This is a genomic window from Vibrio sp. HA2012, from assembly GCF_002812955.1.
Taxonomy (GTDB): Bacteria; Pseudomonadota; Gammaproteobacteria; order Enterobacterales; family Vibrionaceae; genus Vibrio.
The window spans coordinates 22,622-36,665 of record NZ_PFXK01000011.1 but is presented as its reverse complement, the minus strand read 5'-3'; the positions used below and the strand labels follow the sequence as shown (position 1 = coordinate 36,665).

Below are 14,044 nucleotides of genomic sequence, written 5' to 3'. Positions count from 1 at the left end.
TTCACCTTAACTGCCTCGTTTCAGTTGCAGGCGTTTGATCTCAACGACACCATCTCTGTTCGTTGCAGAAATATCCATAAAGACAACATCAATTCCCTGTTGATCTTTCATCTGCGCCAGCCAGCGAATCAAACGATTAAAAGCTACCGGTTTAATCCAGACCTGTAGCATCCCGTCTCTCGGCTGCATACGGATCAGCTCAATACCGTAACTGCCGGCTGCGGAAGAAACCAACTGATTCAGTGGACGGACAGATGGTACATTGGTGCCACCGCGACGCAAAGCGGTGATCCGGTCTGCTTTATCCGTCACCCAGTTCAGCAACTGGGTCTCATCCTGCAATTGCTGGCGAGCCTGTTCAGAACGCTCTGTTAAAGGCTGGATGATTCCCCAGTAAATACCACCGGCCAGCAGAACAGCACCGCACATCAACATCAAACGTTGTTCCCGGACAGATATTCCCCCCCACCAGTGAAGAACCTGAATGCTTACTTTGATCATGACTTACTCCTGAGAATATAGCTGCCCGTCACCTTATCACCATCCCGATCCAGAGGACCTTGCTCAACAGAAAAGTGTTCAGCCAACCGGCTTCGGATCGTCTCAAACGACTGAAAATCGGACATCGTCACTTCTAATCGCATTTCTCTACGGCCAGCATCATATTTCAGACTGTTAAATACCATACTCCGCCCCGGTTCTATTGATACCGCCAGTTCGGATAACCAAATCAGCACGGAATCTTCCGCAGCTCCGCCCGCCAGTCTGACTTCTTCATCATTGATCTGTCGTTTCAGATAGCTGACCGTCGGGATCTTACTTCTGCCCGGAAAAAGTGTACGAAAAATACGCTCGCTTTCTTCCCGATAAGCCATTGCCTGTGATTCTTCCTGGTGTATATGGATCAGGCTCTGCGCCAGCAGTAATAAAAGCAGCACACAAGCCGACACAGCAACTTTACGCCATACCCGAACATATCTAAGCAGTGAGGATTGCGGTTTAAAGTTTCCTGTCAGCATATTCAGCGGCGAATTCAGCGCACCTTTCGTCAGCAACGCCATCACCAGTTCAGGAGCCTGCTGCTGCCAATATGCGTTATGTGCATCACTCAGCTCTGGAAGCGGTGTATAGCTATTGATCATCACCGGTAAACCTTCCTGCTTCACCCAGTCAGAATCCAGCAACAATGGCAGCCACTGCTGTTCAATCACCACAGCAGTATAGTCTGCCTTACGGAACAACCACTGAGTATCCATCTGCAGAGCTGAAATTCCCTCGGCTTGTACCGGCAAAGCATATACATCCGGCATAACTCTTCTGACAGAAATACCGGCCAGAGAAAAATCGTCCAGCAACGCCGCCAGATATGCTCTGTCTACCGCTGCCACATGCGCAACACCGGCTGATTTTTCCAGTACAGAGAAATGTAGATCATCCACATCTTGTGCAACATCATCCTCCAGTAAATAAGGCAGCATACTCTCAAGCTGACGCGAAGATCCCGGCGGGATTTCTGCCTTATTCAGCAACAAATCACTGCTGTTCAGCAGTACAATCACCGAACGTTCACCGGCATAGGGTGTCAGTTCAGATAACTGCTCCCGGCTCCCCAGTTCACCACTGGCAATAATTTCATCTTGACCTGCAGACCAGACCAGCCACCTAATCGGGCTATTTGCTGCTCTGCTGAGCCGTACGGTCAGAAACTCGCTCACCGATCCCTCCAAAACGACGACGTACCACAGTTACGTCCTCTCTGTTTTCACTATAGAGCAAGCTTCTCACTCTTACTCTGGATTCATTAACTTCTATCTGGGCGTCCAGCTCAAAATAACGACTATCTACCGTCAGATACCCTTTTGCTTGATCTTCAACAGACTGGTCTATACCGGTAAGTACACCTTCTGCAAGAAAGTCATTCACACTCGCCCAGCCATCAAAAGGCCGGTTCCGGATCAACGTTTGTGCATCACTCAAGCTCAAATGCGGAGAAAATAAAGCTACCAGAATCGCGGCCCCCTGTTCATCCAGCGTATTGATATTCAGTCGCCAGTCATCATAAGGCAGAGCACAGACCAGCGGCAGAAGCTGTTGCATCACCCGGTTATCCACCTGATAAACCGCCCTGAGTTCAGAAGCATCCGCCATCAGACCATTCGGCGTCAGATATGAAGGCTGGAGGGCAGCATAACTGCTCTCCTCCACACCGGACGAAGAGGTTATACGACTATCCGCATCGACAAACTCCCACACAGAATCCGCTATCACTTCGGCCTGATAGTTATCAACTCCCTGCTCCAGTAAAAGGTTCTGCCACACAGTCACCAGATAAGGACGACTGCTGCCACTGCCCGCACGGACACTGGCAAGCACGTTCAGATTAAAACAGGACTGCATGTCCCGAATATGCCCGACCGCTGTACCATAATCCAGTGGATATCTCTGTTCTTTCAATGCCCATGCCTGACTCAGGTTGACAGTCTCATTATCTTTATAACTTTCCTCTATCGCATACTGTGCCAGCGCTTCAACACCAAGACTGTACCAGTATGCCTGCTGATGGCTGAGCTGACTTTCTGCCCGCCGGACATTAATAAACAACCGATCCGACATACTTGCCGCAATAGACACCATCACAGCCAACAGCAAAAGAACCACAATCAGTGCCGCTCCTTTCTGCGAGCGGGCGGAGATGATAGAGGAAACTCTACCCATTCGTGTGATCCTGAGAAACTGTGCTATTTTGCAGAACCGAACCCGCGGTCAGATAGATTTTTTCTATCCGGCCGAAATCTTTGAGTGTCAGCGTAATCCCGACCGCCTGTGGCAATGCTAACTCCGTATTCCACTGTTCACTCCACGAACCTGCAGCATAAAAACGCAATTCCAGGGCTTCTGTATCCTCCAGAAGCGGGGTTACGTCCCCTTCCTGTCCGGCTGGAGTATCCGGATAACGCCACCAGACCCTTTCCAGCATTTCATTGCGGATGCGGTAACCAACCTTGCTGACTTCACCTCGGGGAAACATCTGCTGCGGATTCTGCCAGCCAAGCCGGGTAAACAGAATACCCTGACTGTCCGATTCCAGCAGCCCATTCTCCGCCAGCAATAACAGAGCAGAAGGCTCTTCACCATGATGACGGAACTGTCTTAATGCCATCTGCTGAAAGTCATTATCCATCAGCACCAATGCCCTCTGAATCGCTTTCAGCCGTTGTGTACGCTCAATAGACTGCTGGTTACTCCGTTGCATCTGATTCAGTACCTGATAAGCAGATATGCTGAGCGCAGCAAAAATAGCGATCGCGACTAATATTTCAATCAGAGTAAAACCCTGTACGGCCCTTTTACCATTCAGTATCTGTTTACTTTGCGCCATAGCTACGCACCGTTACTGTCGGGGTTTTCTGATTCTTATCCGCTGATACACTCACGTCGAAAGCCTGAATCATCCCAGCCGTCGTGGCAACCGGCACCACTGTCCAATACCATTCACGCCCAGCCAGTTGCGTACTGCCTGAGCGGGAGTGTTGCGGCGCACTGCTCAGCATTGTCAGAGCCATTTGATTATCCGCCACGACGGTAGCGAAAGTCTTCTCTTCAAGATAGGCGAGCGTATGGATATGCTGGGAAACCGCGCGCATCACACTAATCGCAGCCGTAGCAAAAATCGCCAGCGCAATCATCACTTCCAACAGAGTCATTCCGCAATTAAGCCGCTTCATTTCTGTCTGCCTTTCCTACCCGTTGCCGATTTATCCGTTTCTCCGGGAGCCAGTAACAGGATCTCTCCCGACTCACTAGCCACAACTTGCCAGCCTTGTGTCTGCTTCTCTCCCTGCGGAAAAATCGTCAGACGAAAAGGCGTCACCTCACCACTGGACAACACCAGAATCTGCGGTGGCTGACGTTTTTCCTTCTGCTCTGGATCAGCAAACATATCGTCATCAAACAGACTCTCCGGTTTAAATAAGCCGTCATTGTGTTCCCAGATCCCACCACCCGGCGTAAACACCCACTGCAGCGAGTCTTCCAACTGAGTTTCAACGTAAAAACGGGAGTGATATTCCTGCCAGCCCGATACTTTTAAGACCAATACGTGGTAGGAAAGATGCTTTTCCTCCAGACGGATCCCATAATCCTGCCCGTTCAGAATGGCGTCTTCATTCAGCAATTGCAGCTTATGATACAAACGCCGGGCCTGTTCCTGAGCCATATCCTGCCGGCTGTCCGGCAAGTTAAATACGACAGTTGCCGTTGTTAATGCCAGCAGAGTCACCACCAGCATAACTTCGATCAGGGTAAACCCGGTTTGTCTGTTCATCTGCAAAGATAAGCGCCGTAATTAACGGAAGTCCTGCATATTCCAGTTACCTATATCGGCATTGATACCTTCACCGCCTTCCTGACGATCAGCCCCCAGAGATAAGATATCAACCGCACCATGATCGCCCGGATTCAAGTACTGATACTCATTGCCCCAGGCGTCCTTCGGCAAGCGTTTAATATAGCCATCATCACGATAGTTTCTTGGTTCAGGAGTGCCACCCGGTTCAGTGACCAAAGCCTCCAGCCCCTGATCCGTCGACGGATAAACACTGTTATCCAGCTTGTACATATCCAGAGCCTGTTCCAGTGCTGCAATATCAGAAATCGCCTTTTGCTGATCTGCTTTTTCCTTATTTCCCAGCAGATTAGGAACTACCATGGTAGCCAGAATCCCCAGAATCACGATCACTACCATCACTTCCAGCAGGGTAAATCCTGTTTGCTTATTCTTGTGGTTATACATATTTCCTCCAAAGATCGAAATGCTCATCATGGTTCCGGTAAAGACATACAAACCTGCCTTTCAGAAACTTATTATTAACCTGTGATCAAATTATTCATTTCCAGAATCGGCATCATGGTTGCTGTAACGATAAATAGCACCACACCAGCCATAGCAGCAATCAGTAAGGGGGTAAACAGATCCAGTGCAATATTTACCGCTGCAGAAAAATCCTTATCCTGATTATCGGCAGCCCGGGTCAACATGGGCTCCAGTTCACCACTCTGCTCACCACTGGCAATCATATGCAGCATCATCGGCGGAAACAGGCGGGTCTGCTCCAGCGATTTCCTCAAACTGACACCTTCCCGGACTTTCTCTGCAGCCAATAATACCTGCGCCTGTACATAACGGTTTGCCATCACATCAACCGCAACCTTCATCCCTTCCAGCAGCGGTATTGCACTCGAAGTACAAATCGCAAGAGTCCGAGCAAAACGTGCGGTATTCAGCCCCCGAACCACCTTACCGATAATGGGAAGCTTCAGCATTATCCTATCCCAGGCCAGCCGGTTAGATGGCTTTTTCAGTACCCATTTGATGAACCAGAACAGCACCAGCATACTCAGCAGGATAATCAGCCCCCAGCTCTGCACAAATTCACTGCAAGTCAACAGAATACGGGTCGACAGAGGGAGAACCTGCCCCATTTGTACAAACTGCTCAACAATCGTGGGAACCACACTGGCGAGCAGAAAAGCAACGATACCGATAGCAAAAACAGTTAATACCGCAGGATAAATCAAGGCTTGCTGCAGCTTAGATCGCATCTGCTGCTGGTGCTCTGCATAATCAGCCAGACGATTCAGTACCATATCCAGATGACCGGATCGTTCTCCTGCAGCCACCATGGCACAAAAAAGCTCATTAAATACCTGAGGATATCCAGCCAGTCCTTCTGACAAGGTATACCCCTCCATCACACGGGAACGAACGGCAACGATCATGGTCCGGATTCTGGACTTTTCTGACTGTTCTGCCACCGCTCTGAGACACTCTTCCAGCGGCATCCCAGCCTGTACCAGAGTGGCCAGTTGACGGGTGATCAGTGACAAATCTTTTGAGCTAATCCCGCGACGAAACTCTATTCCGGAGCCCGACTTATACTCACCCTTCTGGCGGGTCTCTACGACTTCAACCGGTATCAACCCCTGCTCTTTCAGACGTTGGCGGATCTGCCGGGCATGATCACCTTCCAGAACCCCCTTTTTCTGCTTTCCACGGGCATCCAGAGCCTTGTATTCAAATGCAGCCATCAGATATGCCTCATCCTTCTCGGGTTACCCGCAACACTTCTTCCAACGTCGTAATACCCTGAATCACTTTCTGGAAACCATCATCACGGATACTGGCCGTTGATTCCCGAATGGCTCTTTCTATGACCTGTTCGCCTTTTTCAGCATGGATCAGTTCCTGTACTTCATCCGTCACCAATAAGAGTTCATAAATGCCGGTCCGGCCGCGATAGCCTTTAAAATTACAGGCTTCACAACCACAAGGTTTATACAGGGTCAGCGAAGTTTTCTTATCCAGTCCCAGTAGTTTTTTCTGCTGTTTATCCGCGATATAAGCCTGTTTACAATCAGGACACAGAGTACGTACCAGTCTCTGAGCCAGAACCCCGAGCAGAGAAGAAGAAATAAGGAAAGGTTCAATACCCATATCCCGAAGGCGAGTAATCGCCCCGACGGCAGTATTAGTATGCAGAGTAGACATAACCAGATGACCGGTCAGTGAAGCCTGAACGGCTATCTGTGCCGTTTCCAAATCCCGGATTTCCCCAACCATAACCACGTCCGGATCCTGACGCAGAATCGCACGCAGCCCTCGGGCAAAAGTCATATCCACTTTCGGATTCACCTGAGTCTGCCCTATGCCGTCAATATCAAACTCAATCGGATCCTCTACCGTCAGAATATTACGTTCTGCACTGTTCAGTTCCTGAAGCCCGGCATACAAAGTCGTCGATTTACCGGAACCGGTCGGGCCGGTAACAAGAATAATACCGTGCGGACGAGCAATAAGCTTACGAAATCTATTATGGGTATCCTCAGTCATACCAAGACTGTGCAGATCCAACTGCGTGGCATTTTTATCCAGCAGACGCATAACTACTCGTTCACCATGAGAAGACGGCATCGTCGATACCCGGACATCGACGGCCCGGCCACCGATACGCAAAGAAATCCGGCCATCCTGCGGGATACGCTTTTCGGCGATATCCAGCCGAGCCATGACCTTAACTCGGGAGACCAGAAGCGGTGCCAGTTTTCGCCCCGGAGCCAACACTTCCCGCAACATACCATCCACACGGAAACGGATAGACAGGGTTTGTTCGAAGGTTTCGATATGAATATCGGAAGCCCCTTCTTTGATCGCTTCTGCCAGCATTGCATTAATGAGTTTGATGATCGGTGCATCATCTTCCGAGTCCAGCAGATCTTCATTATGCGGCAGCTCTTCTGCCAGAGAAAAGAAATCGTCATCGGCACCGATATCTTCCATCAGTTGCCGAGCTTCTGATGAATCTCGCTGATAGGCTCGTGTTAATTTATTTTCAAAAGTATCCAGATCCGTTTCCACAGGAATAAACGTACCATCCAGCACCCGGTTAACCTCTGTCAGAGTCTGCATTGCCAAAGGAGCTACATAGAATAAAACCGGGGAACTTTCTGTCACACAACGGCCGTCATCATAATCCAGCACCACCCGGTGTCTTTTGGCAAAACTGAACGGCAGTCGTACCGGTAACATTATTCTGCCTCCAACTGCATGGTAAAGGCCTGAATCTCTGCCGGATGCATAAAACCACTGCCGTACTCCGGCAATACTGGCATATCATCACCAGACATCAGGCTGAAACCTTCTTCCGCTTTATAGAGCTGCTCCGCACGGATATAGTTATATTTACGTTGGGTTATACCGTCAGCCGTCACGCCATCACGAATAATGGTTGGCTTAATGAAAATCATCAGATTACGCTTTTCTTTCTGGCTACTGGTTGAGCGAAACAGATACCCCAATCCGGGAATATCACCCAACAGAGGCACCTTGGATTCACTTTCTACAGCCTGTTCATCAATCAGACCGCCCAGTACCAGCATCTGACCATCTTCCACCATCACAGAAGTGTTCAACTGACGCTTACCAAACCGCACATCCACGGCACCACTGGCTCCGAGTACATTAGACACTTCCTGCTCGATATTCAGCTGTACCGAATCACCTTCGTTAATCTGCGGAACCACTTTCAGCTTGATACCAACTTCTTTACGCTCCACCGTCTGGAATGGGTTGCTGTTGGATGAACTGGCCGTCGAGCCGGTGATCACCGGCACCTCTTCTCCCACCACAAATGAGGCTTCTCCGTTATCCATCACTGTAATACTCGGAGAAGACAGGATATTGGAGCTGGAATCGGAAGAAACCGCCGTGATGAGTGATGTCCAATCACCCATCATAATGCTGACAGCCGCACCATTTACGCCACTTAAAGCAGAAGAAAGAGTGGAATAGTCTCCGGACTCTGTCGTGGTATTACTCACCCATTTATTAGAACTGGAATCCCAATAACTGCTGGTCGTCGTTGTATCCTTCGCCTCTTCCAACCCGACCATCACACTACCGATGGATGCGCCTGTATTGCCATACTGAACCACAGAGCCGGATGACAGAGACCCCCACTGTACGCCCAGATTAGCCGCATCATTTTCCGCCATCTCCACAATCAAAGCTTCGATAAGAACCTGAGCCCGGCGAATATCCAGTTGGGCAATGACGTCCGTCAGCTGATTCATGATGTCTGTCGGAGCGGTAATCACCAGCGCATTGGTATCCTTATGCGCACTGATCATAACGGAATCCCGTTTTCCACTCTTAGATTTTCCACCGGCTTCCTTTTCTGCCTGAATATTGTCCGATACGCCCTGCAGGACACCCACCAGGTCTTCAGCCTTGGCATATTTCAGATAAACCACTCGGTTATTACCCTTGGTCGCCATCTCCACATCCAGTTGGGAAATCAGCTTACGCAGACGCTTGCGCACCTGAGGATCTCCGGAAATCAGTACCGCATTGGTCCGCTCATCCGCCACCAGTTTGGGTTCCAGAAAAGCCGGAGTATTTTTCGCATCATTGGTTTTATTTAGCGCTTCAACAATACGAACCATTTCTGCCGCAGAGGCGTTTTTCAGCTCCACCACCTCGACTTCTTTATCTCCTGCACGATCGACTCGTTCAATAATTTCCGCCAGCCGGTTTACCACCGCTGCATGACCAGTGATTAAAATAATGTTCGCCGGATCATAATGGACAACATTACCCGCCCCCGCATTGTTGTTCAGTTGTCTCAGCAACGGAGAAAGTTCCCGCACTGAAACATTCTTTACGGCCACCACCCGGGTGATCACTGCATCGCCTTTGATATGTTCATCATCCCCGACAACAGGAATAGCGGAAGTCTTAGCGTCTTTCGCTTTAACGACTTTCAGAATCCCGTTGTCCATTTCAACCACGGCAAAACCATACACTTCCAACACATTCAGGAAAAATTGATAGTATTGCTCTTCAGTTAACACATCGTAACTGCGGACATCGATTTTGCCTTTAACTGACGGATCCACAATGATGGTTTTTTCCAAATTACGCCCGACAATATTAATGAATTCCTGTATGTCAGTACCTTTAAAGCTAGCACTGAACTCACTGGCAGTCGTTAATGACGGTGTCAGTAACAGGCTTCCCGCCAACAGCCAGATGCTTTTGCTTAACCACGTTTTCACTCAATACTCTCCAACTATTCCGGCTTATCCTTACCAGATTTAAAATACGATATAAATGTCATAAGGCTGACCATCACGAATCACTGTCAGATTCAGCTCCGTCAGTTCAGTAACCGATTGCAGGATTTGCCCCACAACGTCCGGGTCAGTCAGATCCTCTCCATTCAGGGCAATAGCAACATCGCCATCTTCCAGTCCGACAGCATCAAATAAGGCACGTTTTTTCCCGGGACTCACTCGATAACCAGTGATTTGTTCACCCTCTTTTACCTGTGACATACGGATATACTGCATTATCTGCTGCGGGTCTTCTGTAATCGCCTGTTTAATCTCTTCGATATCCGTTTCATCTGCCGGGGAAGGATTGTTCCCACCTCGTAAGGCTGCACGACTAATTTTCTGTTCCGAAGGTGCTGCGGATACATGCTGATATTCTATGCCTTCCAGCATCAGGGTTTCATGCCTTCCGGCATTCTCAATTATGACCCGATCTACCAAGACGGTTTTCAGACGGGCATGAGTGCCTTCAATCTCTTCATCAATTCCATACGTTGCCTGACTGCCATGATTAGCAATAACCGCCAGACTGCCGGAAACATCGCTGCTGCGAACCACCCCGACGAGAATTAGATCCAGTCTAGTTTTGGGGGCATCTGTCACTACTGGAGACAAAGACGAACCAGATACCTGCTCGTTATAGACCCCGAACAGATTGGCATGTTCCAATAATGATGTATCGGTTCCCGAATGCTTACGGCTTCCCCCAGCAGAAACTGATACAGCCTGCCACGCAGGCGCTTCCGGAGAGGCATCAGCAGACACCCAGATCAAGCCTCCGGCAACCCATGCAGAAGCAGAAAACATCAGCAACGCCAGCCCCGTACTGACCCGGGTCTGATATACACCGAACCATTGCTGTAAACCGGCCATCGTCGAATGGCTCAGAAAAGAAGACATGAAAAAACTTATCCTATAATGAGTTATCAGGATTCATAGTACGAATTCAGCCGGTAAGGTTAGCATAACCTTACCGATATAAAATGATGATTTTACCAGCCAGCGGAGAAATGACCTTGAAAAGATAGAGTTCTGTCACCATTTTTTAGTTCAATAAAATGTCACTGAAAGATGATCCCGCTATGACAAAAACAACTTCCGATGCCGTACGGCTGGATAAATGGCTATGGGCTGCTCGCTTTTACAAAACCCGCTCAGTCGCCCGCACTATGGTTGACGGCGGTAAGGTTCATTATAACGGACAGCGAACCAAACCCAGTAAAATTGTCGAGTTAGGTGCACTAATAACTCTGCGTCAGGGATATGAAGAGAGAACCGTCATCATTGAGCAGCTTTCAGATCGCCGCAGAGGGGCACCGGAAGCACAGCTTTTATATACAGAGACAACAGAAAGTCTCAAAAAACGTGAAGAAAATGCTCAGAAGCGTAAACTGAACGCACTGCACAGCCCTAGTCCCGAGCGTAGACCAGATAAAAAACAGCGCCGGGATCTCATTAAATTTAAACATCAATAAGCTGGAGCTTTCCCTAATGGCAAACAATGTTTTAAACCGCTACCTGTTTGAAGACCTTTCAGTTCGTGGTGAGTTGGTACAACTGGACGAGACCTACCAACATATTATTTCCAGCAAGGAATATCCGCAGCCGGTACAACAGCTGCTGGGTGAGCTACTGGTCGCAACGACTCTGCTGACCGCAACCCTTAAGTTTGAAGGCTCTATCACTCTGCAGCTTCAGGGAGACGGTCCAGTATCACTGGCAGTCATCAACGGCGACCATGATCAAAAAGTGCGCGGTGTGGCTCGCTGGGAAGGTGATATTGCTGATACAGCCAATCTGCATGAGCTGATGGGTAAAGGCCATCTGGTAATCACCATTATTCCAAAACAGGGAGAGCGCTATCAGGGCGTAGTTGCACTGGAAGGTGACACCCTGTCTGATTGTCTGGAAAACTACTTTATCCGTTCTGAACAGCTAAAAACCCGTCTTTGGTTCCGCCTTGGTGAATATGATGGCAAACCGTGTGCCGCTGGAATGCTATTACAGGTCATGCCGGATGGAACCGGAACAGCTGAAGATTTCGAACATCTGGAACAACTGACCAGCACCATCAAGAATGAAGAACTCTTCTCACTGGAGGCCAATGAGCTACTTTATCGCTTATATAATCAGGAGAAAGTGCAGCTATTTACCCCACAGCCGGTAGAGTTCCACTGCGGCTGTTCCCGGGAAAGAAGTGCCGGTGCAATCCTGACCATTGAGAAAAATGAGATTTATGACATTTTAGCCGAAAAAGGAACAATTTCTTTACATTGTGATTACTGTGGCACGAACTATACGTTTAACGAAGGAGATATCGCTGAGCTGTATACACAAAACGGTATGACCAATAAAACCATTCACTGAGATTGAATTAATAGACGTCATTAAAACCCATTAAAAAAGCCGGAAAGTCCGGCTTTTTCAATGGTCAAAACAAACAAAAATCAATAGGTTACACGAGATGTTAGTGGAATTTATTATATATAACCATAGTCTGTATTAATCAATACAAAAGATTTTTATTAATAAAATAAACATAAATCTAAAATGTGATGGACGATTAAAAAACCCCCGTTTATCGTAAATATTTTTTGACTTCTCTCCCTGTTTTGCCTCATCTTCATTGCTAGCATGAACCACAGTATTCTTACAAAATCCCTACAAAAATCCAATAAGGAGCACCTATGACTGTTATAGAACACAATAAGGCTGCACAACTTAATCTTTCTGCCTATGGCATCGACGGAGTCACGGACATCGTTCATAACGCCAGTTATGAAATGTTGTTCGAAGAAGAAACCCGCAGTGATCTGGAAGGATTCGAAAGAGGAGTTGTGACTGAGTTAGGCGCAGTTGCTGTTGATACTGGAGTCTTTACCGGTCGCTCACCAAAAGATAAATACATTGTTAAGGATGAGACTACCCAAGATACCATGTGGTGGACTTCCGAACGGGTAAAAAATGACAATAAACCAATTAGCATAGACGTCTGGAATGAACTGAAACAGACTACGGTTCAGCAATTATCCGGTAAGCGCCTGTTTGTCACTGACGGTTATTGCGGAACAAACCCGGATACACGTATGTGTGTTCGTTTTATCACTGAAGTAGCCTGGCAGGCTCACTTTATCAAAAACATGTTTATCCGTCCGACAGAAGAAGAACTGGCCACTTTTGAACCGGATTTTGTGATTCTGAATGCAGCAAAAACCGTCAACCCTAACTGGCAGGAACAAGGACTGAATTCTGAAAACTACACGGTATTCAATCTGACGGAAAGAATGCAGCTTATCGGGGGTACCTGGTACGGTGGTGAGATGAAGAAAGGCATCTTTGCCATGATGAACTACTTCCTACCTCTGAAAGGCGTTGCGGCTATGCACTGTTCCGCCAACGTGGGAGAACAGGGCGATGTGGCTGTTTTCTTCGGACTTTCCGGTACCGGTAAAACAACACTGTCCACTGACCCTAAACGTAAGCTGATCGGTGATGATGAACACGGCTGGGATGATAACGGCGTATTCAACTTCGAAGGTGGTTGCTACGCAAAAACTATTCGTCTGTCCAAAGAAGCCGAGCCGGATATCTATAACGCAATCCGCCGTGACGCTCTGCTGGAAAATGTCGTACTGCGTAATGATGGTTCTATTAACTTTGATGATGCATCAAAAACAGAAAACTCACGGGTTTCTTATCCGATTTACCACATCGACAACATCGTTAAGCCAGTATCCAAAGCCGGTCATGCCGAAAAGGTAATCTTCCTGACTGCCGATGCATTTGGCGTACTTCCTCCGGTTGCTAAACTGACTCCGGAACAAACCAAATATCACTTCCTGTCTGGCTTTACAGCAAAACTGGCCGGTACAGAACGAGGTATTACCGAACCGCTTCCAACCTTCTCTGCCTGTTTTGGAGCTGCATTCCTAACCCTGCATCCTACCCAATATGCTGAAGTACTAGTGAAGCGTATGGAAGCGGCTGGTGCCGAAGCCTATCTGGTCAATACCGGATGGAATGGTTCAGGTAAGCGGATCTCTATTCAGGATACCCGCGGCATTATCGATGCGATTCTCGATGGCTCAATTGAGAATGCAGATACCAAGCAGATCCCAATCTTCAATCTGGAAGTACCAACCTCACTACCAGGGGTTGATCCTGAGATTCTGGATCCACGGGATACCTATGTTGATCCTCTGCAATGGGAAAGCAAGGCAGAAGATCTGGCACAGCGCTTTATTAAAAACTTTGATCAGTATACCGATAATGATGAAGGTAAAGCTCTGGTGGCTGCCGGTCCTCAACTCGACTGAGTCGACAAATAACTTCCTTATTCCTGCCCCTCTTACGAGGGGCTTTTTTTATTGATTCA

14 protein-coding genes are annotated in these 14,044 nt (G+C 48.2%); 3 read left to right on the top strand and 11 right to left on the bottom strand.

Annotated features, from left to right (window positions below; genetic code table 11):
- Positions 1-6 precede the first annotated feature (6 nt).
- From CSW98_RS16515 to gspC, 11 genes are all read right to left on the bottom strand, one after another.
- Complete coding sequence (locus CSW98_RS16515) at positions 7-501, bottom strand: type II secretion system protein M (RefSeq protein ID WP_100801581.1); 495 nt, start codon at positions 499-501, stop codon at positions 7-9.
- A complete protein-coding gene (gene gspL, locus CSW98_RS16510; RefSeq protein ID WP_100801580.1) occupies positions 498-1,715 on the bottom strand; it encodes a type II secretion system protein GspL in 1,218 nt (405 codons plus the stop codon). Before gspL ends, CSW98_RS16515 begins: the two co-directional genes overlap by 4 nt.
- The gene (gspK, locus tag CSW98_RS16505) at positions 1,672-2,715 is read right to left on the bottom strand and encodes a type II secretion system minor pseudopilin GspK (RefSeq protein ID WP_100801579.1); all 1,044 of its coding nucleotides are present in this window, start codon (positions 2,713-2,715) and stop codon (positions 1,672-1,674) included. The genes gspL and gspK overlap by 44 nt, the downstream gene beginning before the upstream one ends.
- The gene (gene gspJ / locus CSW98_RS16500) at positions 2,708-3,379 is read right to left on the bottom strand and encodes a type II secretion system minor pseudopilin GspJ (protein WP_100801578.1); all 672 of its coding nucleotides are present in this window, start codon (positions 3,377-3,379) and stop codon (positions 2,708-2,710) included. Before gspJ ends, gspK begins: the two co-directional genes overlap by 8 nt.
- Positions 3,366-3,725, bottom strand: coding sequence for a type II secretion system minor pseudopilin GspI (gene gspI / locus CSW98_RS16495; RefSeq protein ID WP_100801577.1), 360 nt, complete (start codon positions 3,723-3,725; stop codon positions 3,366-3,368). The genes gspJ and gspI overlap by 14 nt, the downstream gene beginning before the upstream one ends.
- Positions 3,722-4,324, bottom strand: coding sequence for a type II secretion system minor pseudopilin GspH (gene gspH / locus CSW98_RS16490; protein WP_100801576.1), 603 nt, complete (start codon positions 4,322-4,324; stop codon positions 3,722-3,724). The genes gspI and gspH overlap by 4 nt, the downstream gene beginning before the upstream one ends.
- A gap of 21 nt (positions 4,325-4,345) precedes the next feature.
- Positions 4,346-4,792 carry a type II secretion system major pseudopilin GspG gene (gene gspG, locus CSW98_RS16485; protein ID WP_100801598.1) on the bottom strand — a complete coding sequence of 149 codons (447 nt, stop codon included), beginning with the start codon at positions 4,790-4,792 and terminating at the stop codon, positions 4,346-4,348.
- 74 nt (positions 4,793-4,866) lie between these two features.
- Positions 4,867-6,087 (bottom strand): type II secretion system inner membrane protein GspF, encoded by a 1,221-nt coding sequence (gene gspF, locus CSW98_RS16480; protein WP_100801575.1) that lies wholly within the window; start codon positions 6,085-6,087, stop codon positions 4,867-4,869.
- Between the two features lie 10 nt (positions 6,088-6,097).
- Positions 6,098-7,585, bottom strand: a complete 1,488-nt coding sequence (gspE, locus tag CSW98_RS16475) for a type II secretion system ATPase GspE (protein ID WP_100801574.1) — start codon at positions 7,583-7,585, stop codon at positions 6,098-6,100.
- Positions 7,585-9,612, bottom strand: a complete 2,028-nt coding sequence (gene gspD / locus CSW98_RS16470) for a type II secretion system secretin GspD (RefSeq protein WP_100801573.1) — start codon at positions 9,610-9,612, stop codon at positions 7,585-7,587. The genes gspE and gspD overlap by 1 nt, the downstream gene beginning before the upstream one ends.
- A gap of 39 nt (positions 9,613-9,651) precedes the next feature.
- Entirely contained in the window at positions 9,652-10,569 is a 918-nt protein-coding gene (gspC, locus tag CSW98_RS16465) for a type II secretion system protein GspC (RefSeq protein ID WP_100801572.1), read from the bottom strand.
- Positions 10,570-10,751: 182 nt separating this feature from the next.
- Between gspC and hslR the strand changes: the two genes are divergently transcribed.
- The 3 genes from hslR to pckA all read left to right on the top strand — a co-directional run bounded on the left by hslR (position 10,752) and on the right by pckA (position 13,985).
- Positions 10,752-11,144, top strand: coding sequence for a ribosome-associated heat shock protein Hsp15 (gene hslR / locus CSW98_RS16460; RefSeq protein ID WP_100801597.1), 393 nt, complete (start codon positions 10,752-10,754; stop codon positions 11,142-11,144).
- A gap of 16 nt (positions 11,145-11,160) precedes the next feature.
- Positions 11,161-12,036 (top strand): Hsp33 family molecular chaperone HslO, encoded by an 876-nt coding sequence (gene hslO / locus CSW98_RS16455; protein WP_100801571.1) that lies wholly within the window; start codon positions 11,161-11,163, stop codon positions 12,034-12,036.
- A gap of 320 nt (positions 12,037-12,356) precedes the next feature.
- Positions 12,357-13,985, top strand: coding sequence for a phosphoenolpyruvate carboxykinase (ATP) (pckA, locus tag CSW98_RS16450; protein ID WP_100801570.1), 1,629 nt, complete (start codon positions 12,357-12,359; stop codon positions 13,983-13,985).
- Positions 13,986-14,044: the final 59 nt, after the last annotated feature.

Excerpts from the sequence above, each read along its gene's own strand:
- CSW98_RS16515 (WP_100801581.1), bottom strand. The coding sequence starts at position 501 with ATGATCAAAGTAAGCATTCAGGTTCTTCACTGGTGGGGGGGAATATCT.
- gspK (WP_100801579.1), bottom strand. The coding sequence starts at position 2,715 with ATGGGTAGAGTTTCCTCTATCATCTCCGCCCGCTCGCAGAAAGGAGCG.
- gspJ (WP_100801578.1), bottom strand. The coding sequence starts at position 3,379 with ATGGCGCAAAGTAAACAGATACTGAATGGTAAAAGGGCCGTACAGGGT.
- gspI (WP_100801577.1), bottom strand. The coding sequence starts at position 3,725 with ATGAAGCGGCTTAATTGCGGAATGACTCTGTTGGAAGTGATGATTGCG.
- gspH (WP_100801576.1), bottom strand. The coding sequence starts at position 4,324 with ATGAACAGACAAACCGGGTTTACCCTGATCGAAGTTATGCTGGTGGTG.
- gspG (WP_100801598.1), bottom strand. The coding sequence starts at position 4,792 with ATGTATAACCACAAGAATAAGCAAACAGGATTTACCCTGCTGGAAGTG.
- gspF (WP_100801575.1), bottom strand. The coding sequence starts at position 6,087 with ATGGCTGCATTTGAATACAAGGCTCTGGATGCCCGTGGAAAGCAGAAA.
- gspE (WP_100801574.1), bottom strand. The coding sequence starts at position 7,585 with ATGTTACCGGTACGACTGCCGTTCAGTTTTGCCAAAAGACACCGGGTG.
- gspC (WP_100801572.1), bottom strand. The coding sequence starts at position 10,569 with ATGTCTTCTTTTCTGAGCCATTCGACGATGGCCGGTTTACAGCAATGG.
- hslR (WP_100801597.1), top strand. The coding sequence starts at position 10,752 with ATGACAAAAACAACTTCCGATGCCGTACGGCTGGATAAATGGCTATGG.
- hslO (WP_100801571.1), top strand. The coding sequence starts at position 11,161 with ATGGCAAACAATGTTTTAAACCGCTACCTGTTTGAAGACCTTTCAGTT.
- pckA (WP_100801570.1), top strand. The coding sequence starts at position 12,357 with ATGACTGTTATAGAACACAATAAGGCTGCACAACTTAATCTTTCTGCC.